Source organism: Methylovulum sp., assembly GCF_028687615.1.
Taxonomy (GTDB): Bacteria; Pseudomonadota; Gammaproteobacteria; order Methylococcales; family Methylomonadaceae; genus Methylovulum.
In genome coordinates, this window is record NZ_JAQTZU010000024.1 from 1 (window position 1) to 21866 (window position 21866).

Annotated in this window: 19 protein-coding genes; 11 read left to right on the plus strand and 8 right to left on the minus strand. The window is 46.1% G+C overall.

What is annotated here, in order from left to right; all coding sequences use genetic code 11:
• Positions 1-211 precede the first annotated feature (211 nt).
• Together PHH59_RS13470 and PHH59_RS13475 are read right to left on the minus strand one after the other, a co-directional pair.
• Positions 212-574 carry a coiled-coil domain-containing protein gene (locus tag PHH59_RS13470; RefSeq protein ID WP_300017081.1) on the minus strand — a complete coding sequence of 121 codons (363 nt, stop codon included), beginning with the start codon at positions 572-574 and terminating at the stop codon, positions 212-214.
• A gap of 54 nt (positions 575-628) precedes the next feature.
• A complete protein-coding gene (locus tag PHH59_RS13475; RefSeq protein WP_300017084.1) occupies positions 629-1192 on the minus strand; it encodes a Uma2 family endonuclease in 564 nt (187 codons plus the stop codon).
• Between the two features lie 69 nt (positions 1193-1261).
• Here PHH59_RS13475 and msbA point away from each other — a divergent pair, with 69 nt between their 5' ends.
• The 6 genes from msbA to PHH59_RS13505 all read left to right on the plus strand — a co-directional run bounded on the left by msbA (position 1262) and on the right by PHH59_RS13505 (position 8070).
• A complete protein-coding gene (gene msbA / locus PHH59_RS13480; RefSeq protein WP_300017087.1) occupies positions 1262-3022 on the plus strand; it encodes a lipid A export permease/ATP-binding protein MsbA in 1761 nt (586 codons plus the stop codon).
• Between the two features lie 97 nt (positions 3023-3119).
• Positions 3120-3722 (plus strand): Uma2 family endonuclease, encoded by a 603-nt coding sequence (locus PHH59_RS13485; protein WP_300017090.1) that lies wholly within the window; start codon positions 3120-3122, stop codon positions 3720-3722.
• Between the two features lie 12 nt (positions 3723-3734).
• On the plus strand, positions 3735-4301 hold the full coding sequence (locus PHH59_RS13490) for an SIS domain-containing protein (RefSeq protein ID WP_300017093.1): 567 nt from the start codon (positions 3735-3737) through the stop codon (positions 4299-4301).
• A 63-nt stretch (positions 4302-4364) separates the two neighbouring features.
• A complete protein-coding gene (gene hldE / locus PHH59_RS13495) occupies positions 4365-5792 on the plus strand; it encodes a bifunctional D-glycero-beta-D-manno-heptose-7-phosphate kinase/D-glycero-beta-D-manno-heptose 1-phosphate adenylyltransferase HldE (protein ID WP_300017096.1) in 1428 nt (475 codons plus the stop codon).
• A complete protein-coding gene (rfaD, locus tag PHH59_RS13500; protein ID WP_300017099.1) occupies positions 5789-6736 on the plus strand; it encodes an ADP-glyceromanno-heptose 6-epimerase in 948 nt (315 codons plus the stop codon). Before hldE ends, rfaD begins: the two co-directional genes overlap by 4 nt.
• A 665-nt stretch (positions 6737-7401) precedes the next feature.
• Positions 7402-8070: a hypothetical protein gene (locus tag PHH59_RS13505; RefSeq protein WP_300017102.1), complete on the plus strand. Its 669-nt coding sequence runs from the start codon at positions 7402-7404 to the stop codon at positions 8068-8070.
• 85 nt (positions 8071-8155) lie between these two features.
• On the opposite strand, the gene PHH59_RS13510 is transcribed toward PHH59_RS13505, so the two are convergent.
• The gene (locus PHH59_RS13510) at positions 8156-8851 is read right to left on the minus strand and encodes a YggS family pyridoxal phosphate-dependent enzyme (RefSeq protein WP_300017105.1); all 696 of its coding nucleotides are present in this window, start codon (positions 8849-8851) and stop codon (positions 8156-8158) included.
• Between the two features lie 115 nt (positions 8852-8966).
• Here PHH59_RS13510 and PHH59_RS13515 point away from each other — a divergent pair, with 115 nt between their 5' ends.
• The 4 genes from PHH59_RS13515 (at position 8967) to PHH59_RS13530 (ending at position 13764) form a co-directional block, all read left to right on the plus strand.
• Positions 8967-10004: a type IV pilus twitching motility protein PilT gene (locus PHH59_RS13515; RefSeq protein ID WP_300017108.1), complete on the plus strand. Its 1038-nt coding sequence runs from the start codon at positions 8967-8969 to the stop codon at positions 10002-10004.
• A gap of 8 nt (positions 10005-10012) precedes the next feature.
• Positions 10013-11152 carry a PilT/PilU family type 4a pilus ATPase gene (locus PHH59_RS13520; protein ID WP_300017111.1) on the plus strand — a complete coding sequence of 380 codons (1140 nt, stop codon included), beginning with the start codon at positions 10013-10015 and terminating at the stop codon, positions 11150-11152.
• A 59-nt stretch (positions 11153-11211) separates the two neighbouring features.
• Positions 11212-12105 carry a phosphoribosylaminoimidazolesuccinocarboxamide synthase gene (locus tag PHH59_RS13525; RefSeq protein WP_300017114.1) on the plus strand — a complete coding sequence of 298 codons (894 nt, stop codon included), beginning with the start codon at positions 11212-11214 and terminating at the stop codon, positions 12103-12105.
• A 420-nt stretch (positions 12106-12525) separates the two neighbouring features.
• Positions 12526-13764, plus strand: a complete 1239-nt coding sequence (locus PHH59_RS13530; protein WP_300017117.1) for a dicarboxylate/amino acid:cation symporter — start codon at positions 12526-12528, stop codon at positions 13762-13764.
• Positions 13765-14295: 531 nt separating this feature from the next.
• Here PHH59_RS13530 and PHH59_RS13535 read toward each other — a convergent pair.
• Together PHH59_RS13535 and PHH59_RS13540 are read right to left on the minus strand one after the other, a co-directional pair.
• Positions 14296-14424: a hypothetical protein gene (locus PHH59_RS13535; protein WP_300017120.1), complete on the minus strand. Its 129-nt coding sequence runs from the start codon at positions 14422-14424 to the stop codon at positions 14296-14298.
• A gap of 58 nt (positions 14425-14482) precedes the next feature.
• Positions 14483-15748 (minus strand): glycosyltransferase family 2 protein, encoded by a 1266-nt coding sequence (locus PHH59_RS13540; RefSeq protein ID WP_300017123.1) that lies wholly within the window; start codon positions 15746-15748, stop codon positions 14483-14485.
• Positions 15749-16327: 579 nt separating this feature from the next.
• On the opposite strand from PHH59_RS13540, the gene PHH59_RS13545 reads away from it, so the two are divergent.
• On the plus strand, positions 16328-17488 hold the full coding sequence (locus tag PHH59_RS13545; RefSeq protein ID WP_300017126.1) for a glycosyltransferase family 2 protein: 1161 nt from the start codon (positions 16328-16330) through the stop codon (positions 17486-17488).
• A gap of 160 nt (positions 17489-17648) precedes the next feature.
• Here the strand turns inward: PHH59_RS13545 and PHH59_RS13550 are convergent, their stop codons facing one another.
• The 3 genes from PHH59_RS13550 to PHH59_RS13560 all read right to left on the minus strand — a co-directional run bounded on the left by PHH59_RS13550 (position 17649) and on the right by PHH59_RS13560 (position 21860).
• The gene (locus tag PHH59_RS13550; RefSeq protein ID WP_300017128.1) at positions 17649-20306 is read right to left on the minus strand and encodes a hypothetical protein; all 2658 of its coding nucleotides are present in this window, start codon (positions 20304-20306) and stop codon (positions 17649-17651) included.
• Positions 20307-20413: 107 nt separating this feature from the next.
• Entirely contained in the window at positions 20414-21100 is a 687-nt protein-coding gene (locus PHH59_RS13555) for a hypothetical protein (RefSeq protein WP_300017131.1), read from the minus strand.
• A 1-nt stretch (position 21101) separates the two neighbouring features.
• Entirely contained in the window at positions 21102-21860 is a 759-nt protein-coding gene (locus tag PHH59_RS13560) for an aldolase/citrate lyase family protein (RefSeq protein WP_300017134.1), read from the minus strand.
• Positions 21861-21866 lie beyond the last annotated feature (6 nt).

Sequence of the window (21866 nt, forward strand, 5' to 3'; positions counted from 1 at the left end):
GCCTTGAACATGATCAGGCAAACCCCAAAGAAACGCATGAGTGTCAAACGTATGCGTAAGGCCGCTGGCTGGGATGACTTGCTTTTAACTGAGATTTTGGCTCAGGTATTTTAATGAGGTGGCCCTGTGGTCATGGTTCTGCCTGCTTGCGTTAAGTTACGGTCATTTTAGGGGTTTGGATGGTTTTTGTGGTTAAGTCAATCTCATCACTTTAAAAAGTGCCTGCCAATTTCAACACTAAAGCCGTGATCAACACCGTTTGCAAAACGCCTACGCCGACCACCCAACGCACCAGTTCGGCTTTGGTTTCGGCAATATCCCGTTTCAATTCTGACCGCACCAGTTCTATTTTTAACTCCGTTTCCTTAATCCGTGTTTCAAGTTTGACTTCCAATTCTTTTAAATCGCGTTTGGTGCTCAAGTCATCCAGTTGATAATCATGCTTCGCTTGCTCCAACGCGCTATCAATGGCTTGGGTGATGGTTTCCACCTGGGCGGCGGCTTGCTGTTCGGGAACGCCGGCCTCTTTTAATTTGGTCACTAATGCGTAAGTGTCAATGGCTAGGGTGGTCATGGCTATACCTGTTGATGTGGGGTTTGGGCCATTATATTCCGTGTAAAGTGTGATTCAAGCCAACACCCCCGAATAAATATCCCTAACGCTGATTTCACAATCCACACAAACAAAAGGCACGCGGTCTTCTTTACCGTAATGGTCTAAGAACCATCCTTGCGAGTTTTGATGGCGGGTATATTTTTCCACACGGTATTTGTCTTGAGCGACTAGGCAGTATTCTTGTACACTGGAAATATTTTGATAAGCAATGAGTTTTTCGCGTTTATCAATGAGAGCTGTTGCGGGCGAGAGGACTTCAATAATCAGGCACGGCTCGGTCACGGCGTAAGCATCGGTTTCATTTTGGCTACACCCTAGCATCACATCGGGGTAATAATAGGTTTTTTTGTGGGCTATTTTTAATTTGACATCGCTCATGTACACGCGGCAACGGGTATCTTTAACTTGGGTGTGCAGGAAACTCACCAAATTAATGCCAATTTGATTATGCGCCCGGCTTGCCCCGGTCATGGCAAAAATTGCCCCATCGACATATTCATGGCGTTCTTGGCTGGTCATTTCCATAGCCAAATAATCTGCTTCGCTAAGATAGGATATTAACGTATGGGCTAGCATGCAACCTCCAATAAAAATGCTTTAAATACCATCAAAAGGCGCGACTGCCATCATATTACCTTAAAAAATATGCATAAAACATCCAAAACCAATGGCGAAATTTATAAACGCCTGCTCACTTATGTCAAACCTCACCGTAAGCTGTTCATCATCAGCATTTTCGGCTTTCTGATTTATTCCAGTACCCAGCCTTTATTTGCCACGTTGATTCAACAAATTATCGATACCTTGCAAGCCAAATCGCGCGAGCAGATGTACTATTTGCCTTTATATTTTAGTGGCTTGGTGGTGGTGCGTGGAATTGGCAACTATTTGGGCAACTATTTTCTCGCCAAGGTATCCTTGAATGTGATCCATGCCTTGCGCTGCGAACTATTTGATAAGTATACACAATTACCGACTGTGTATTTTGATGACAACAACAGCGGCTACATGATTTCCCGTATCACCCACAATGTCGGGCAAGTCGCGCAGGCGACCACCGATGCGGTGCGTAAGGTCGTGCAGGAAGGTTTGACGGCATTGGGCCTGCTCGTTTATCTGTTTTACACCAATTGGCAATTGTCCCTGGTGTTTTTGGTGGTCGCGCCGGTGATTGCGTTGCTGGTCAACTATGTCAGCAAACGCCTACGGATGCTCAGCAAACGCATCCAGGATTCGATTGGTGACATGACCCATATCACCTCGGAATTGGTCAACGGGCATCGCATCGTCCGCAGTTACGGCGGCGAAGCGTATGAGAAACGCCGCTTTGTGGAAAGCAGCCTGTACAACCGCCGTCAATCCCTGAAAGCGACCACCACCAGCGGCATACATAATCAATCCATGCAGTTGGTGATTGCCATCGCACTGGCATTTTTAATGTATATGGCTTTGTTTTTTATGGAACAAGCCAGTGTCGGCGTGTTTGTCGGCTATTTGACGGCGGCGTTTTTGCTGCCGCGTCCGTTCCGGCAATTGAGCGATGCCAATAGCGACATCCAGCGCGGCATCGTCGCAGCGGAATCTTTATTCGAGGTGCTGGATACGGAAAGCGAACCGGACAACGGAACTTGCCGGCTTGATTCTTGCCAAGGCGCGTTGGAATTTAGGAATCTGACGTTCCAATATGGTAGTGCCAATGAGCCGGCGTTGATCGATATTAGTTTCAAAGCCGAACCTGGGCAAACCATTGCTTTGGTTGGCGCATCGGGTGGCGGCAAAAGTACGCTGGTCAATTTGGTGTCACGTTTTTATCCGCACAGCCAAGGACAAATCTTGTTGGATGGGGTGGAGATCAACGGCTATCAACTGGCAAACCTGCGCCGGCATATCGCGCTAGTCAACCAACAAGTGATTTTGTTCAATGACACCATTGCCAATAACATCGCTTACGGGGCATTGGCGGGCGCCAGCCGCGCCGCTATCGAACAGGCGGCGACCGATGCTTATGCGATGGAATTTGTCAGCAAACTGGAGCACGGTCTGGATACGGAAATTGGTGAAAACGGCGTAAAATTATCGGGAGGTCAGCGGCAACGCCTGGCCTTGGCAAGGGCGTTGCTCAAAGACGCACCGATTTTAATTTTGGATGAAGCCACCTCCGCCCTGGATACCGAATCCGAGCGGTATATCCAAGCGGCTTTGCAAAAAGTCTTATGCAACCGTACCACGCTGGTCATCGCGCACCGCTTATCGACGATAGAAAATGCCGATGTCATTTTGGTCATGGAGCAGGGGCGCATTGTCGAGCGTGGTTCGCATCAGCAATTGCTGGCGAAAGGTGGGGTCTATGCGCGGTTACATGCGATGCAATTTAAAGAAGACAAGAATACGCTCGATGCCGTTTAAGGCATGGTCATGAAATAGTTTCGACAATTACCAGACAGACCTTTCAGGTTTTAAAAACCTGAAAGCAACTGAAACTAAAAATGTGGAGAATTTCGATATGGTAGCGAATCTTAAACAAGAACCGGCATGGATGAGTGAAGAAGAGTATTTACGCACGGAAGTGGAGCGCGAAATCAAGCATGAATATATTGATGGTTATATTTATGCGATGGCGGGCGTTAAGAAAAATCATCAGCGCATTACGGTCAATCTTTCCAGCGCGTTCAGGATTTTTTTACATGGTAAGCCTTGTGAACCCTTTGCCTCTGATGTAAAGGTCAAAGTCGGCAGCAAATTTTTCTACCCCGATGTCATGGTGGTCTGCGAAGACAACAACCAAGACTACTACACCGAAACGCCAGTGATCATCGTCGAAGTGCTGTCCAAATCGACCCGGCGCCTAGATGAAACCATTAAAAAATTGGCTTACCAAAATATACCGTCACTGCAAGAATATGTGCTGATCGAGCAAGATTTTGTCGATGTCGAAGTCTGTCGGCGCAGCCAAGCTTGGGTGTCCAGCCATTATTTCTTGGGCGATAGCGTCCTCTTTGAAGCCATCGGCCTGGAGATGACTGTGGCGGACATTTATGAACGGGTCGAAAATGAAGACATGCAGACGTTTTTAGCCCAAGCCGAAACCGAAACTATCATCCCGTAACCAGGAGTTTTTTTGAAAACCTTTATTTCCGTACTGGAAGACCACCGCGAGATGGTCAATAACTTGGCGAGCTGTAACGGCGAAATCGAAGCGGCGGGCGAGTTGCTGGTCAGCACCTTAAACCACGGCGGCAAAATTCTGCTGTGCGGCAACGGTGGCAGTGCCGCCGATTGCCAACATATCGCCGCCGAATTGGTCGTGCGTTATGAAAAAAACCGTGCCGCGATGCCCGCTTTGGCTTTGACCACCGACTCGTCCATCCTGACCGCGCACAGTAACGATGTGGGATTTGAGAGCGTGTTTTCCCGTCAAGTCGAAGCGTTCGGCCAGCCGGGCGATTGCCTGGTCGCCATTTCCACATCCGGCAAAAGCCCGAACATCATCAAAGCCGCGCAAGTGGCCCGGCAAAAAGGCTTATCAGTGATTGCGATGACCGGCGGTGACGGCGGGCAGTTGCTGCCTCATGCCAGCATTGCGATTGTCGTTCCGTCCAGCGTGACCGCCCGCATCCAGGAAGCGCATATCCTGATCGGGCATTGGTGGTGCGGCTGGATTGAAGGGCATTGCTCAACATCATAGTGACTAAAAACCTGTTGGCCTTCCAAACGCTGGCACGTTTATGCAAATTATTAAGGAACACCCATGTTAGCCACCCTACCTGATTTTACCCAGGCCAAAATTATCGTCATCGGCGATGTCATGCTGGATCGCTACTGGTCCGGGCAAGCCTCGCGGATTTCCCCCGAAGCCCCTGTGCCCGTGGTGCGGGTCAACAACCACGAAGACCGCGTTGGCGGGGCGGCGAATGTCGCGCTCAACATCGCCCGCTTGGGGGGGCGCGTCACGTTGTTGGGCGTGGTCGGCGACGATGCCGAAGGTGATATTTTAAAACACATGCTGGAAGCCGAAGGTGTGCATTGCGCGTTTGTTTTCCAACCGTCAATACGGACGATATGTAAGTTACGCATCATGGCGCAGCATCAGCAATTGATCCGTGTGGATTTTGAACAGGTGCCATTGCAATTTGACTTTGCCGCTTTGCAAAGCCTGTTGCAGGAACAATTGCTTGACCACGATGTCTTGGTGCTCTCGGATTACGGCAAAGGCACTTTGACGGATGTCGCAGCCTGCATCCGAAGCGCGAAACAAGTCGGCCTTAACGTGCTGGTCGACCCCAAAGGCACAGATTTCCACCGTTATGCCAATGCCGATGTCATTACGCCGAATTTAGCTGAATTGCAGGCGGTGGTCGGAGCTTGTGCCGATGAACTGGCCTTGCAGGCGAAAGGCCGTAAGCTGATTGCCGACCAGCAAATTGCCGCCTTATTGTTGACCCGTGGCGAAGCGGGCATGACGCTGGTTTTGCCAGAGTCCAGCCATTCTCTGCCGGCCCGGGCCAAAGACGTGTTTGATGTGACGGGTGCGGGCGACACGGTCATTGCCGTCATGTCTTTAGGCATGGCGGTCAAATTACCGTTGCAGGAAGCGATGTATCTGGCAAATCTGGCGGGCGGGATTGTCGTGGGCAAACTGGGTACGTCCACCGTGTCACATGAAGAATTAACCCGCGCCTTGCATGGTGACCGTGATGCGGCTGTTTACGGCATCGTCTCCGAAGATGAACTGGCCTGCCTGATCAGCCATGCCCAAGCAGGTGGCGAACGCGTGATTATGACCAACGGCTGTTTCGATTTGCTGCATGCAGGCCATGTCACTTATCTGCAACAGGCCAGGGCCTTGGGTGACCGCTTGATAGTCGCGGTCAATTCCGATGCGTCCGTGAAAATCCTCAAGGGCGAAACCCGCCCGATCAACGGCTTGCAGCAACGCATGACCGTATTGGCGGCTTTGGCCTGTGTTGATTGGGTGGTGGCGTTTGAGGAAGAAACGCCGGAACGTTTGTACTGCAAGCTGTTGCCCGATGTCATCGTCAAAGGCGGCGACTATACGCAGGGCCAAGTCGCAGGGGGTGATTGCGTCATCAAAGCGGGCGGTGAGGTGAAAATTTTGTCCTTTGTCGAAGGACAATCGACAACCCACATGATCAACAAAGCTCGGGGTGAAGAATGATTATTGTCACAGGCGGCGCGGGATTTATCGGCAGCAACTTGATCCGCGCCCTGAACGAAAGGGGCGAGCGCAATATTTTATTGGTTGATAATCTGAGCAATGGTCATAAGATGCTCAATATCGCCGATTTGGACATTGCCGATTATTGCGATAAAAACGACTTGTTTGCCAAACTTGCCGTGCCGGAAACCTTGCAAAAAATCCGCGCCGTTTTCCATCAAGGCGCCTGTTCGTCGACCACCGAATGGGACGGGCGGTATGTCATGAAGAATAACTATGAGTATTCCAAACAACTGCTGCATATTTGCCGGGTTGACAGGATTCCGTTCATCTATGCTTCATCAGCGTCGGTTTACGGCAACGGGCAGAATGGTTTTAGCGTTGACCGGGCCTGCGAACAGCCGATCAACATGTACGCCTATTCCAAGTTCCTGTTCGACCAGCACGTCCGCCATATCCTGCCGACCACCAGCAGCCAGGTCGTTGGCTTCCGCTATTTCAACGTCTATGGCCCCCGCGAACAGCACAAGGGTTCAATGAGCAGCACCGCCTTCCATTTCAACCAACAAATCATCAACGATCAAGTCGCCCGCTTATTTGCAGGTTGCGACGGTTACGGTGACGGGCAGCAGCAACGTGATTTTGTTTATGTCGGCGATGTCGTGGATGTCAACCTCTGGTTTCTCGACCACGCGCTATCGGGTATTTTCAATGTGGGTACAGGCAAAGCCGCAACGTTCAACGCCGTTGCCGAAGCGGTGGTCGATTGGCATGGAAAAGGCCGCATCGAATACATCCCGTTTCCTGAGCATCTGAAAGGCGCGTACCAAAGCTACACCCAAGCGGATATTTCCGGCTTAAGGCAAGCGGGCTACAGTAAAGAGTTTTTGACGGTCAAAGAAGGCGTGGCTTGCTATCTGGACTGGTTGAATAAGAAGGGCTAAATTTTATTGCGGCACGGCGTAGCATCGGGCCACGAGGTAAACGCATCATTCATCATTCATTGGTTACGGAATGATGCGTATCTGGAATCGCGCTATTTTCAGGGCCGATGCAATTTCGAGGTTATTGCCAGATGCTTGGCTGTCGGTCGAGCACGGTCAACTGATTTTTATAGTTAGACTGTTGGGCTTTTTTAACATCCTAGTAAACCCCGCCTTTAAGGATTTGGCCATTAATAACTTCCCGATATTAAGACCTGACAGGTTTTTGAAACCTGTCAGGTCTAGGGTTTCAAGAATGGTTCAGGGAAGTTATTTTTAGCCAAATCCTAAATTACCTCATTGCACCGTCAAAATTAAGACCCGCCGTGTGATATGACTCAGGCAACTGCGTGATATGACTTATAGAATATAGTAAAAATCAGGTTTTGATACGCCGAAGGCCCTGATTTACCTAGACACCATCAATCAAACCAATAATATTAGGCGAATTTCGTGCCAAAATCAGCGTCATTTTGTCGCGCGGCAATATGCCACATTTTCAATTGTTTATCTGATCTTTAAACTCCGCCCTGACTGTTGGTGAATCTCGGCAGTCAGTATCCTTCCTCTCGACAATGCGGACAGTGGTTTAGTCCGCATTTTTTTTCACACAGGGGTGTATCTCAATGAATCGTAGCTATCTCGCCAAACAGTCTTTTAGATCAACGGATATGAAAGAGCTCGGCATGAAAACCGCCATCCATGAAGCGGGTCATGCTGCGGCGATTTATTTTGGTAATAAGCAAAAGCAACTGCCGCCAGTCTGTTTTCAAATCGCCATCACCGGCTTATGCCAGAATACGGCATCAGGAATTGTATGGCTTGCCAAAGTGGACGGCGGGCGTTTAATCCACACCCTGCCTTCGTCTGTACCCGAAGCGACACGGGAATTTTCCGCAGTGCAAAAGCAGGCCTATATCAATGCGTTTGAAGCGGACATCATCAATTTATTGGTCGGCCCTCTCGCCGAGGCCAATTATATCGCCTTGCGTGACGATGAAATTTTTAATTCCCGCCTGGTGAATATCAGCTCCCTGCATCACTACGGCGGCGCGACTGATTTGCAACTGGTCAACGATTATCTTGATTGCTTTAATTTTGATCCTATGGCACGCGAGCAAAAAATAGCTGAATTATTCGCCGTAGCGTTTACTTTTATTCATGACAGGGACAATTGGCGGGCGATTATAGGCTTGGCGAATTTTATCCTGGCGAACAGCCAACAAGTCATAGAATGCGAAGAAATTATTGCCGTGCTTGATGCACACAGCGGGGCAAGAAGAAAAGCCGCTTGAATAACGCCCAAGACCGGATAATTATGAGTTTTATCGGGCATACTGGACACTGCAAGCTTTCCAGCAGGGCGGATGTTTAAACATTTTAAACATTGGCCTTATTGCCATGCCTACCCCGCGCCCCAAACAACGCCGTCCCAATCCTGACCATTGTCGAGCCTTCGGCAATCGCCGCCACCCAATCGCCGCTCATCCCGAACGAAAACGTATCCAAACCCGCCTCATCCAGTCCGGCAACCACTTGCATCAGTGTTTTGTAGGGCACGCGTTGCTTGGCAAAATCTTCTTCAGGAGCCGGAACCGCCATAACACCGCGCACTATTAAATTAGGCAATGTAGAAATTTGGCTATAAATATCTGGCAACTCATACAAAGCTATCCCGGATTTGCTTTCTTCACCGCTGATATTGACTTGCAGGCAAATATTCAGCGGCGGCAAATGGTGCGGACGCTGCCCGCTTAGCCGATGGGCAATTTTGACGCTATCGACACTATGCACCCAGGCAAAATGCCGGGCGATGAGCTTGGTCTTGTTGGATTGGATAGGGCCAATGAAATGCCAGCTTATATCAAAAGCACCGAGCAACTGCTGTTTGTTGATGGCTTCCTGCACATAGTTTTCGCCAAAATGCCGCTGTCCGGCTTGATAAGCGGCGGCAATATCCTGGGCGGGTTTGGTTTTGCTGACCGCCAACAATGACACGGCGCCTGCTTTACGGGCGTAGGCTTGTTCGGCATGGCGGATTTGGTCTTGAATCTCTTTAAGTCGGTTGGCTATCATGAATTTTTACAAACGTGGAAGAATAAGGTATTAAACTATGCCGCTTGAAAAAAGCAAAGCGCTAAACTATGGTATAAAGCAACGGTATTTTTACTTTTCATAACAAGAGGAAATTATGGATATTAGCGAATTACTTGCGTTTTCGGTTAAAAACAAAGCATCGGATTTACATTTGTCAGCAGGTTTGCCACCGATGATCAGGGTCGATGGTGATATTCGGCGCATCAATATCCCCTCATTAGATCATAAAGAAGTCCATGCTTTGATTTATGACATCATGAACGATAAGCAACGTCGTGATTATGAAGAGTTTTTGGAAACCGACTTTTCTTTTGAATTACCCGGGATCGCCCGCTTCCGGGTCAACGCCTTCAACCAAAACCGCGGGGCGGGCGGCGTGTTCAGGACGATTCCATCCAAAGTGTTAAGCCTTGAAGACTTGAATGCGCCGAAATTTTTTGAAGAGTTATGTAAAAAACCGCGCGGCTTGGTTTTGGTGACCGGGCCTACCGGTTCCGGCAAATCAACAACGCTGGCGGCGATGATTAATTTCATCAACCAGAACGATTACGCGCATATCCTGACCGTTGAAGACCCTATCGAATTTGTCCACGAAAGCCAGAAATGCCTGATCAACCAGCGCGAAGTCCACCGCGACACCCACGGTTTTAATGAAGCCTTGCGCTCGGCCCTGCGGGAAGATCCCGACATTATTATGGTTGGCGAGATGCGGGATTTGGAAACCATCCGTTTGGCCTTGACCGCCGCCGAAACGGGCCATTTGGTGTTCGGCACCCTGCATACGACCTCGGCGGCGAAAACCATAGACCGTATCATCGACGTGTTCCCATCCGCAGAAAAGGACATGATCCGCGCCATGTTGTCGGAATCTTTGCAGGCTGTCATTTCGCAAACCTTGATGAAAAAAATTGGCGGAGGCCGGATTGCCGCGCATGAAATCATGGTCGGCACGTCGGCGATCAGGAACTTGATCCGTGAAGCGAAAGTCGCGCAAATGTACTCGGCGATACAAACGGGGCGCAAGGACGGTATGCAGACGCTAGATCAAAACCTGCGTGAACTGGTGGATAGAGGGTTGGTGAATGCCAAAATTGCGATGGTGAAAGCCGTCAACAAAGACATGTTCCTGTGAGGTGATGTATGGATTTTAACGCGCTACTTGCGCTAATGGTGCAAAAAAAAGCGTCGGATTTGTTTATTACCGCTGGTTGCGCACCGACAATAAAAGTCGATGGCCAACTCATTGAGGTGTCCAAAACAAAACTGACCCACGAGCAATCGTTGGCTATCGTGCTGAGTGTCATGGGGCAACGGCAAAAAGACGAGTTTTTACAAACGATGGAATGCCAGTTCGCCATTAGCTTTCCGGGGCTTGGACGGTTCCGGGTCAGTGCGTTTACCCAGCGCACGTCCGCGGGCATGGTGTTGCGGCGCATTGAGCATAATATCCCTGATGCCGAGGCCCTGCATTTACCGCCCGTTTTAAAGGACTTGATCATGGAAAAACGCGGCTTGTTGATTTTTGTCGGGGCCACCGGCACCGGCAAGTCCACATCTTTAGCCTCCTTGATCAAATACCGCAATGAAAACAGCAGCGGCCATATCATCACGATTGAAGACCCGATAGAATTCCAGCATCAGCATTTGGGCTGTATCGTCACCCAACGGGAAATCGGCATTGATACGGAATCTTATGAAGTGGCGTTAAAAAACACCTTGCGGCAAGCCCCCGATGTGATCCTGATTGGCGAGGTCAGGACCCGCGAAACCATGCAAAACGCCATTACTTTTGCCGAAACTGGACATTTATGCCTGACCACGCTACACGCCAACAATGCCAACCAGGCCTTAGACCGGATCTTGCATTTTTTCCCCGAAGAAATGCACGACCAAGTGTTGATGGATTTATCCCTGAATTTACGCGGTATTGTCGCGCAACAATTGATCCGGCGTTCTGATGACAAAGGCCGCTATCCTGCCGTTGAAGTGTTGATCAACACCCCCTTGGCCAAAGATTACATCCGCAAGGGTGAAATCCATAAGCTCAAGGAATTGATGAAAGATTCCCGCGAGCAAGGTATGCAGACTTTTGACCAGGCCCTGTATGATTTGTATGCCGACGGCAAAATCAGCTACGAAGACGCCTTGAATTATGCCGATTCCAGAAACGAAGTGCGCCTGATGATTAAGCTGGGTACGGAAAATAGCGGCACTATCATCAATGCCGGCATGGCCTTGACAGATTCCGACGAAGATAACGGTGTATTCAAAACCTTTTAACTGTCCATGACCGCCTGCAAAATAACAAAAACCAGCACCGCAACAACACAAGAGACACTATGACAGCCCCACACGCTTTACACCAATCCACACTGGCTACACTCAAACTGCTGGCGCGTGGCAAAGTGCGCGATATTTATGATATTGACGACCACACGATGCTGATTGTCACTACCGACCGCCTATCGGCCTTCGATGTCATATTGCCAGACCCGATTCCAGGCAAGGGCCGCGTGTTGACCCAGGTGTCCAATTTCTGGTTTAACAAACTGCAAGCCATTATCCCCAACCATCTGACCGACATACCACTGGAACAGGTTGTGCCAGACCCAACAGAACGGGAGCAAATCGAAGGCCGCGCCATCGTCGTAAAAAAATTGCGCCCATTGCCTGTAGAAGCCATCGTGCGTGGTTATTTGATCGGTTCAGGCTGGAAAGATTATCAAAAAACCGGCGCAGTGTGCGGCATCAGCTTGCCGGAAGGCCTGCAACAAGCCCAACAACTGCCTGAGCCGATTTACACGCCATCCACCAAAGCGGGCGTAGATCAACACGATGAAAATGTCACGTTTGCCCACACCGTTGAATTAATCGGGCGAAATTTGGCTGGGCAAGTCCGTGATGCCAGCCTGTTGCTGTACAAAACCGCCGCCGATTATGCCAAAGGGCGAGGCATCATCATCGCCGACACCAAATTTGAATTCGGCGTGGATGATAAAGGCACGCTGTATTGGATCGATGAAGCCCTAACCCCTGACTCCTCCCGCTTCTGGCCCGCCGACCAATACCAGGTCGGCATCAGCCCACCGAGTTTCGATAAACAATATGTGCGCGATTATCTGGAAACCTTGGCTTGGGACAAAACCTACCCCGCCCCGGCCTTGCCAGCCGAAGTCGCCGAATTTTGCGCCGCGAAATACCGTGAGGCGGAAGTCAGGTTGACGCAAGCTTAAGTGGTTTGGGAGATTGGGCGAGTGGGTTTGTAAGGCGCGGATGGACGGATGTTGTAGGCAGGGATGAAGCGATAGCGTAATCCCAGCAATAGGCCATAAGATGCTGGGAGTTCTTTAGTCATTCCGGGCTTGAAAGAAGAGCCAATTTCCCATTAACAAAATTGATGCTCCATTCCTTTGAATTTTTCATTGACCTGGATTGGTCAGGCTATCTACAAACGGAAAGCTTGATTGATATAGACGGCAGTTGTTTTTTTGCTGGATGAACAAAAAGAACGTCTGTAGCGACCATGACGCAGTGACGCCTACTGTTGGCACAAACCCATTCCGGCTTTTATTATTGTGAAAAATGTTAAAAGAATTATGGGGACCAGCCTATATACTTGCTTTTTGCAATTAATCACTTAAGAGCGGGTTGTTATGCGATTGCCTTTAAATACACAGATTTTTCTCGGCGTGTTCATCGGGGTGTCGATTGGTTTGCTTTTTGCCGTACTCGGCACGGATTCCGCGCTGACCAGGCAAGGGCTTTATCTCAGCGGCTTAATCGGTAACCTGTTTATTGATTTGCTGAAAATGGTCTTGGTGCCTCTGGTGTTTACCTCTATCGCGGTAGGTGTCGCCAATTTGCGCCAGCACCAACAAATGCACCGGGTCTGGATTTCCACCGTGGGCTTTTTTATGTTGTCGATGACGGTGGCAATTATCCTAGGCTTGACCGCCAGCAATGTGTTTGAACCCGGCAAAGACTTAAGCCTGGATTTGTTCCATAACGCCATGAACCACTTCGAAGCCAAGCAAATGACCTTGGCTGATTTTATCGTCAAGTTTTTCCACGGCCTGTTTATTAATCCCTTCGCCGCGCTGGCGCAAGGCAATGTCCTGGCGATAGTCATTTTCGCGCTGTTCCTCGGTATCGCGCTGGTGATGGGCGGCGAGCGTTACCGCAATATTTTGGTGTTGTTGCAGGAAGGGCTGGAAATCATCTTGCGCATGGTCGGCTGGATTATGCGCTTGGCCCCATTCGGCATTATGGCCTTGCTGGCGCAATTGGTCGCCACGCAAAATGTAGAATTGCTGGCGAGCCTCGCCAAGTTTGTCGCGGTGGTGTTTGGAACGACGCTGCTGCACGCCGTAGTGGTATTGCCGCTGATGCTCTACATAGTCACCCAGATCAAACCGCTGCACTTTTTTCGCGGGGCGAGGGAAGCCCTGATCACCGCCTTCGCCACCAGTTCCAGCTCCGCCACCCTGCCCGTCACCTTGCGCTGTACCGAACAACACCTGCACGTCAAGCCGGAAATCGCCAGATTTGTCGTACCGCTAGGCGCGACGGTCAATATGGACGGAACGGCGTTATACGAAGCGGCCGCCGCACTGTTCATCGCGAATCTTGCAGGGGTCGAATTAAATTTTGTCCAACAGCTTATCGTATTTTTCACCGCGATGATCGCGGCTATCGGTGCGCCGAGCATTCCTAGCGCAGGTATGGTGACGATGGTTATGGTGTTGCAATCGGTGGGCTTACCCGCCGAAGCCATCGCCATTTTATTGCCGATAGACCGTTTTCTGGACACCTTCCGTACTGCCGTGAATGTGCAGGGGGACATGGTTGGGAGTTTGATCGTGCAGAAGTTGGTTAAAGGAGACAGGCAATAAGCTCTCTTGGTTTTTTAAGGCTATGTAACCGTTAATTGTTGAAAAAATTTTATTTTCTGCGAAAAGCCTTATTTCATGCGGATTGTAGTTTTCTCTCAAAGCCGCGTCGTTTAAGGATTCCATAATTAACGGTGACATAGCCTTTTCAATAGGGATAAGCGGTTTGAGGTCTGGATAACCGGCAACGGCAAAGCGGCTGCCGCGCCCTGCCATAGGGATTACGATATTTAGCATATTAGTTTCCGTCAACGAGGTATTTGTCATTCGCCACGCAAGGCAGTTTAACCACCGTGGTCACGGTGTCTTCCAAGGCTTCAAAAATGCCTGCAAGGCTTACGAATCAAACGTTTAATGTTACACCATACCCAAGAGCATAAAGGGAAAGCGGCGTCTAATTGGCATCCTTGGCTTATATTCATAAGCCGCACACGGCTCTATAATGGTGCAAAATGCAAGCCACTAAAATTAGATATTATTTTTTAAAATAACATCTAGCATCCTAGGCTAGGTTGACGTTTCATCAAAATAAAATCAACGGGTTATCGTCATGCCGCCAAGGAATGGCAGCATCCAGACGGCATGGAAGCCGTTCCTGGATTCGCTATCGCGGTCTAGCGACTCTGATAGTCCATGTCGGAATGACGTGATAAAAACAAACATAAATATTTAACTGAATGAAAAATAAAAGATTAATTTTCAGACAAAATGTCAACAGAACCTAATCTTTACCAATCAGAAAACTTATTTTTTTGCTAGCATCCATCTTTTCTATGACCTTATCCAAGGGTAGCGGATCGTATATAGATGTCTGGCGGCTACTGTTATTAATACAATTTTGTAAGTGCCTGCGAAGACCGACATCTCCTTCTTTTAAGTATAAATTATATACCGCTTCCCAATGCTCGCCTCCAACTTGCATAAAACCCTGTTGTTTTGCCGCCGCAATGGCTACCCCACCGTTCATCACTTTTTTCTTATGATGTGGATAAGAACGCATACGAAATTCCCGATAAGTTAAATCCAAGCTAGACGTGTAATTGCTTATTTCTTTGCCATCCTGGGCAAAAATATGATGATTGCCTTGGCTAACATTAAATTGCAAATTTGCCCGCATGATGACTTTACTGGAAGTGTGTGTTACTGGCGTGCGATGGCCAATACGACGAAAAAACAAGTCGTCCTCTTCAACGGAATCACCGTCAACTAGATTATAAAAGCTTTTGGACGCCACTATGGCATCTATGGTTTTAGGAATACCGTCAAATATTTTATGAAGCGGTTGCTTCGGGCATAAAAACTCGTCGGCATCCGTTAAAACCAACCATTCGAGGTTATCCCATAATGACATCGCAAACCGACAAGCGCCGGTTACTTTTTTACCTTGATAATGGGCAACGACCGGATCATGCAATATAAAGACTTGCGAGTCCTCAAAAAGCCTTTCGAACAGCTTAATATATTCAAGAGTTCGGTCCGTAGACAGGTTATCAATAAGAAAAAACTTACGCAGACCTAATGCGTAATGCCAAAGCAAATTATAAAAAATAATATCTTCCTCATCCTTGACCATCGATATAAACGCCACATTGTCTAAAACTTGGTGTCCTTCCAGGCAGATTGGGTCTTCACTACTTAGGTTTCCATCCAAAAAACCTTTAGCAATGACATAGCTAGCGGCATCGTATTTTTGGGCATGGGGAAGCTCGGCAACTCGTTTATAGTTCAACGTATCCATCAAAAACCAGATAAGCACACGGATAACACTATCGTGCTCGACGTTAAGATTTACTTCTTCAAGAAGGGCAATAGCTTCTTCTATTTTGTTGTTTCTTTTTAACTCATGTGCCCGATTAAGCGTTTCAGGGATATTAAAAATAGTTTTGGTCATAAAAGAGATGCTTTTGGCGATAAATAGTTGGCTGGCATTCCGCACGCCCTTTAAAATTTTTTGATATTTTATCAATCCGTTGCTGAAATTTTGCATCTTTAAAAAGTATTTAAAAACAATAAGTTAAATTCTACTATATCGTTTGCAAAGATAATATCAATAGGATGAGGCCAGACATTTTAAATGCGGTAAGAAAACGTTTTCAAGCCCAATTCGATCTTTGGTCAAGCTTAAGCGGGAATTGGTGGATGTAACTGGCAAAGGTATAAAAGGTAAATCCCATAATCTGCTTAAAATATAAGTAGATTTCAAAAATTTTGAATTAGTTACCATAGGTTTTGATTATATCATTTCGTCGTTAGCTTATTTTTTTAGTTGTCTTTAAAATTTACAGAGGACTCTAGGCCAACCACGCATAAATATTAATTGTTTCATAAGCGCTAGCCTTAATTGATCACCTAGAAAACGCCCAATATCTTCCAGTCAATAGTTAAAATATGAAAATCTAGCAGCAATGCAGAGACCAAAGATTATTGCTGGAACTGCCTCGAAAGTAACCCGTCCGCATATCATTGGTTTTCACGATGATGAAGACATGGTTTTTAAAAAGAAAACAATAATTTCATATTTTTAACAATGCTATACTTAGGAATTTAAACTCAAAATCATCTTTTTATGGACGTTAATATTTCAGAAATACTTAATCAAGCCCACGATTTGAAAAAAAATCATAGAATTGAAGAAGCCATTGAGTTGCTCGAAAAAACCAATAACGAAGTGGAGCATATTGATGTTGTGCGTGTGCTTGCGTGGTTTTTAATGGATACGTTGAACTACAAAAAAATTGTTGAGCTTCAGCACATTCAAAAATACGATCCCAGAAATTATGTTATTGCCAAAAATTTTCTGGATGGAAATATTTATGGCACTGACCCTATCTGCTTGGAAGGACAACAAGTTTTAGAAAATGTGGCGTATATATCGATGATCAAGGACGAGGAAGATATTATTTTTTATAATTTGCTTTGGCATTATGAACTAGGTCTACGCAAGTTTTTTCTTATCGATAACTTGTCTACGGACAAGACCTTACAACGTATCAAACTATTTGAAAAATTATTTGATGATGCAGAAATATTTATACTGCATGATCCGGTAATTGCTCATTATCAAGGCAAAAAGATAACAGGGGCCTGTCGTTTCGCAATGACGCTATGGGATAACCTTGAATGGTTTCTTTTAATCGATGCCGATGAATTTTTATGTCCTCTAAAGCCACTTCATAACCTCCTTGATTCCACACCCAAATCAATAGACGCCATTGTAGCCCCCAAAAGTTTTTATAATCTTGTGCCTGGAGAATCTACTGAGGACAATGAGTTATTCTTTCGCCGCATAGTACATCGCACACCCATAACCAGTATATCCAGTAAGGTTATCATACGAGCTGATTTGCAGTTTACCGTAAGCCAAGGCAACCACCTTATCATTGACCAAAGTGGTAGCGAAATAAAGAACTATGGATGTAGCTTAGATTTAACGTACCGGGAATTTCGTATGCGTTCTTATACCCACCATAAGAAAAAAGTGCTCAACGGCGGCATAGCAATTGCCGCAGCAAAACAGCAAGGTTTCACGCAAGTCGGTGGCGGGCATTGGGAGGCTGTTTACAATCTCTATTTGAAGGAAGGTGATATAGGGCTTCGCAGACATTTAAATGATTGCATCAATATTTATGGCCCTCAGACATCATTATTGGATCCACTACCTTTAGAAAAAGCCCTTGAAAAAATGAATGCCAACAAATCAATCAGCGATCTAATCAGTAAAATTTAAAATCTTGGTCGAATAACAATATCATGAGCCGCAGAAATGCGGCGAGTCGAGTGGTTATGGAAACCTAAAAACATTACACATCTTAGTAGCATGGATTCCGGCAACTCCGACAGGTCAGTTTAGACGTGATTCAAGAAATACACGCATAAGATCATTAGGATCACATAAATTTAAGTTTCCCGTGTTTGTCATCAAAAATTGCCATAGCCGCTTGGTATAAGCGTACGTCATAGCCAATCATTGCCTTAGCCACCATCTGAACCTCGTCAGACAATCTATCTTGATCTATTATTGTAAAGCTGTTAGTTATCTCATTGGGAAACAGGTCTCTACCCCAATCCATGGTAGAGCATAACAAATCAAAAGATTCGCTTTGCCTTTCATCAAAACCTATAAAAATAAATTCATTTTCTAAATTGGCAATGGCTTTTTCCAGCATCGTTTCGGAGCATTTACCAAAAGCCGCATCATCATCCGAAACCATGCGGGTAAGATAATTATCGAGCGTTTTATGGCCTTTGTTTAAAACATCAAGCAAACCTTCAGAAGGCTCTTTGTTATTTTCTGCAAGTTTTGCCAAATGGTCTGCAAATTGGATTGCATGGCAATAAAGCCGCTGTAAAGGATCCCGTAACCAGATCATATAACGTGCTGAATCAATAATTTTCTTATGGTATCCATAAGTAAAGGTGTCATAAATAATATTCTTTTTAAGATACGCCTCGCTATAATTCGATAGGTCTTCAATTTTATTCGGTGTTTTTTTACCTGGAAAAACTGGGATTATATTACCGTGGGTTGCCATTTTTAAATACTGCCGTAGCGCAATATTAACGCTATGCGGTGGTTCAATAAAAATCTTTACACTGGAAATATCGTTTTTAGCCAGCACATTTTCCAACTTTAACTCAATAAACCTATAAAAATCGTTTTTATCAATCGAATAGCTTACCCAATCGTGGCCAATATCCTTATCTTCATCGATTACATATCTGCTTGGCAATAGATAGACTTTATTATTGGGATGAATGTGCATAGCAATACGCAATGCAATTTCAGAAAACCGTTTGCTTAAATGCCCAAACCCTGGTTTGCCCAATATGCGGGAAATATGCATCGATCCCGTGGCAAAATTACTAATAAAAAAATCGGTTACGTTGCCAACGGCAAGTTTTGTCAGGCTAGTTTCACCAACAACTGAAGCAAATTTTATTTCGGGATTTATTTTCTTGACTATTTTGTCTACGACTTGTTTATCTTTTTCGGCTTCCTTCACGGAGCCTGGCGATGGTGTGACAGGTAGCGTCCAACCATCAAAGACGACTCCAAGTGCCGGGTATTTTTCATGTAATTGATTTAAGATGTAAGCATAGCCATCGCTTTGCTCTAACCAACAACGTTTTTGCCCTTCCACGCCAATCCACACTATCGGATAGCAAGCTTCCAGGTGCTCAATTTTTTCCAATGCAATTTGACCAGGTGAATTAATGGCACTATCCACTAACGCATGGTCTACCCGTTCATAAAGGAAACGGTTGCGTAGCGAGTAAAGCGTACCGACGTGGATAAACCATTTGTTTTCATGCAAAGACAAGGCATTAATGCCTTCCGGGTCGAGAACGAGACATTTGCTTCTGCCCAACAGCGATTCAGTATGATTAAAATCGCGGTCAATACGCATGACCACATTAGGCAAGTTGGCGACAACTTCAGGTTTTTCACTTAATTCAAAGAGTACCGGCCAAATGTCATAATAAAAATGATAAGGTCGGTTGTGGGAGGCTAAAATTCCAAAAAAACCATTATCCGCTTTGGCATAACTGATAATATTGGCAAAGTCGGCCAAAAGTTTTTTCTTCAAATTTTGTACATGAGTTTCGTTGACGACGGCAAAGGAAATAAATACGTTCTCGCCAGGAAAATAAAGCCCATCTGCTGACGTTAGCCCCTGCATAAGAAAAAAACAGTGCCGATCATCAGTAAAACGTAAACAATTAAAATCACCATCCACTTCATAGCTTTCCTGACAGGAAGCTCGATCTGTTGAAAAAGGGCTAGCCAAGTTTAAATTATTGGCGACCCCCCCTTCAACTAAACTGACTGCGAAGTTCTCGCTTTTACATTCTTCAATCAATTGGACAATATTGCCTTCAAAGATCGCCCCATTAATAGCCTCCAGATAGCTTATTTTTTTTGCTTCACTCCAAATCGTAACGACTTCTGAAACAAGTCGATTGACCGCATCCACATGCTTAGATGAGATTTCTTTGTATTGATTGCTAAAAAAATAAAAAAGTGCTTCTGTAGCTAATGAAATAGAATCATTTAACTGGTTTTGCCTAGCCTTAATTTCGTTGATGAGCCACGTTTGGGATAACAAAAAATTGCTATTTTTAAATTGTTGCAAAGCCAATTCCGTTTGTTGATCAGCTTCCGCCGCTACCGGTGTTGTTATGATTTTTACTTTTTTCCACGGAATCAAAGAATGATCCACTTCAAGGTATAAATCAAAATCTTCAGTCGCTTCCAGTTTGAAAGAAAATCCACAACGCTCATTAATTGTTGTGCCTAATTTTTCACTCATGCGTAAAGCAGCAGCATTTTGTATGACATTTAATTCATGAAAAACTTTGATTCCTTGGGCCACAACGACGATATTTACTGGCCGTTGTTTTTTATCAATAACCCAGCCAAATAATTTGAAGCAACATTGTCCGGTATTCTTCCGGGATTTTGTTATCTTGATCGAGTGCCGTAACCTTTCTTTAATGACTGGATTATCCTTTTCGTTAAAGTTGATGATTTCAAATTCAGTCATTACAAAAATCCAAGTGCTGTTTTCTGCGTATTTTATTAGTCAATGGCGTGTGCATCAGAATGCGACGGAGAGAGTTGTATGAGGGAAACCACTATTGGCTTAGGATATTAATCGACATAAAATTGCTTTAACGCCAACGCCATTTGGTAATCTTCATTTTCATCAATATCAACACCTGCTATTTTTCCGACTATGTGGCGATAAGGATTTTTACCTAAAAAATAGCCTTCATCTAGCGTGGCTTGTTTGCTTCGCATGTACAAGCCGTTGGTCACCCGATAAATATTGGGCAACTCTTGGCTAATGGTGTGGTTTTTATCGGCTTGGTAGTTTATTGGGCCGTTATCATCCCAAAAATATTCTTTCAAGAGATTGACCGACACCAAGCTGTCGTGATTGGTGTTGTTGACGACATTTTCAATATAAAGCTCAAATCCTCTTTTATAATCACTAGGGGCCATCAACGGGACAACCACGGTGACCCAGGCAAAATGATCGGTTGGCAACTCAGACACCACTCCGGTAATGACTTCGCTAAAAGATGCCTGATGCCCTACACTTAAATATTCATTACGCGGCAGAAACTCAACACCCATTGCCTGGGCTATTTGCGCAACTTTATTTGAATTTGAACTTAAAAAAATCCTGTCTGCTGTCTGTACTTTTTTGATTTGGTCAATTTTCCATTCAAGCAAGGTCAATTGTTCATGGAAGGGCAAGAATATTTTGTCTTTTATACGACTGCTGCCCTCGCGTACTGGAATAACGATTGAAATGTCGGAAAAGTTCTGCATATTAAAAATCCCTTATGGCGGCACAGGCTGTGGCAAAAATGGCAATATCGACAGAATAGGCTATATAAGAAAAACCTTCGTTACATAAGCTTACATTTCTTGCCGGACTGTCGGAAAAAGCACCTAACAGGACTCCTTTAGCCTTGGCTTTGTCGGCAATTTCGCGCATTAGTGCGATGACTTCGGGCGCATCGACTTGTCCTGTTTTACCGACAGACTGGGACAAATCATAAGGGCCTATAAACAGGACATCAAAACCCTTGACATCCAAAATGGCGTCCAAATTACGAATGCCTTCCAATCCTTCTATCTGGAGAATAAGCAATTTTTCATTTGCCGTTTTAAAATAGCTACTTTTTTCTTGTTCGCCAAATTGTGCGGCGCGAACAAAACGGCAAACACCACGATTTCCATCTGGATGGAAGCGGGCGGCCTTAACAGCTAAACCGGCTTCTTCGGCGGTACTGATATTAGGCACCTGGACACCGGCCGCCCCTGTGTCAAACGCACTGCCGATGCTGTGTGCATCCACGCCTTTGACACGGATAATTGGCACCATTGTGGTCAGACTGGCGGCACGGACATGATGATGCAATGTTTCCCAGCTTGCCGGTCCATGTTCGCTATCTAAAATGATAAAATCCAGCCCTGCAATACCGGCGGCTTCGACAAAAGCACTGTCGGTTGTTTTGCTAAACAGGCCGGTACAGGTGCTGTGGCGTAACTTATCTTTAAAATTGGCAAGATGTATGTCAGTCATCACAAA

Coding starts and splice junctions, on each gene's coding strand:
- PHH59_RS13555 (WP_300017131.1), bottom strand. CDS start 21,100: ATGCAGAACTTTTCCGACATTTCAATCGTTATTCCAGTACGCGAGGGC.
- PHH59_RS13550 (WP_300017128.1), bottom strand. CDS start 20,306: ATGACTGAATTTGAAATCATCAACTTTAACGAAAAGGATAATCCAGTC.
- msbA (WP_300017087.1), top strand. CDS start 1,262: ATGCATAAAACATCCAAAACCAATGGCGAAATTTATAAACGCCTGCTC.
- PHH59_RS13560 (WP_300017134.1), bottom strand. CDS start 21,860: ATGACTGACATACATCTTGCCAATTTTAAAGATAAGTTACGCCACAGC.
- PHH59_RS13540 (WP_300017123.1), bottom strand. CDS start 15,748: ATGCAAAATTTCAGCAACGGATTGATAAAATATCAAAAAATTTTAAAG.
- PHH59_RS13535 (WP_300017120.1), bottom strand. CDS start 14,424: ATGTTTGTTTTTATCACGTCATTCCGACATGGACTATCAGAGTCGCTA.
- PHH59_RS13475 (WP_300017084.1), bottom strand. CDS start 1,192: ATGCTAGCCCATACGTTAATATCCTATCTTAGCGAAGCAGATTATTTG.
- PHH59_RS13485 (WP_300017090.1), top strand. CDS start 3,120: ATGGTAGCGAATCTTAAACAAGAACCGGCATGGATGAGTGAAGAAGAG.
- PHH59_RS13545 (WP_300017126.1), top strand. CDS start 16,328: ATGGACGTTAATATTTCAGAAATACTTAATCAAGCCCACGATTTGAAA.
- PHH59_RS13515 (WP_300017108.1), top strand. CDS start 8,967: ATGGATATTAGCGAATTACTTGCGTTTTCGGTTAAAAACAAAGCATCG.
- PHH59_RS13530 (WP_300017117.1), top strand. CDS start 12,526: ATGCGATTGCCTTTAAATACACAGATTTTTCTCGGCGTGTTCATCGGG.
- rfaD (WP_300017099.1), top strand. CDS start 5,789: ATGATTATTGTCACAGGCGGCGCGGGATTTATCGGCAGCAACTTGATC.
- PHH59_RS13510 (WP_300017105.1), bottom strand. CDS start 8,851: ATGATAGCCAACCGACTTAAAGAGATTCAAGACCAAATCCGCCATGCC.
- PHH59_RS13470 (WP_300017081.1), bottom strand. CDS start 574: ATGACCACCCTAGCCATTGACACTTACGCATTAGTGACCAAATTAAAA.
- PHH59_RS13505 (WP_300017102.1), top strand. CDS start 7,402: ATGAATCGTAGCTATCTCGCCAAACAGTCTTTTAGATCAACGGATATG.
- hldE (WP_300017096.1), top strand. CDS start 4,365: ATGTTAGCCACCCTACCTGATTTTACCCAGGCCAAAATTATCGTCATC.
- PHH59_RS13520 (WP_300017111.1), top strand. CDS start 10,013: ATGGATTTTAACGCGCTACTTGCGCTAATGGTGCAAAAAAAAGCGTCG.
- PHH59_RS13525 (WP_300017114.1), top strand. CDS start 11,212: ATGACAGCCCCACACGCTTTACACCAATCCACACTGGCTACACTCAAA.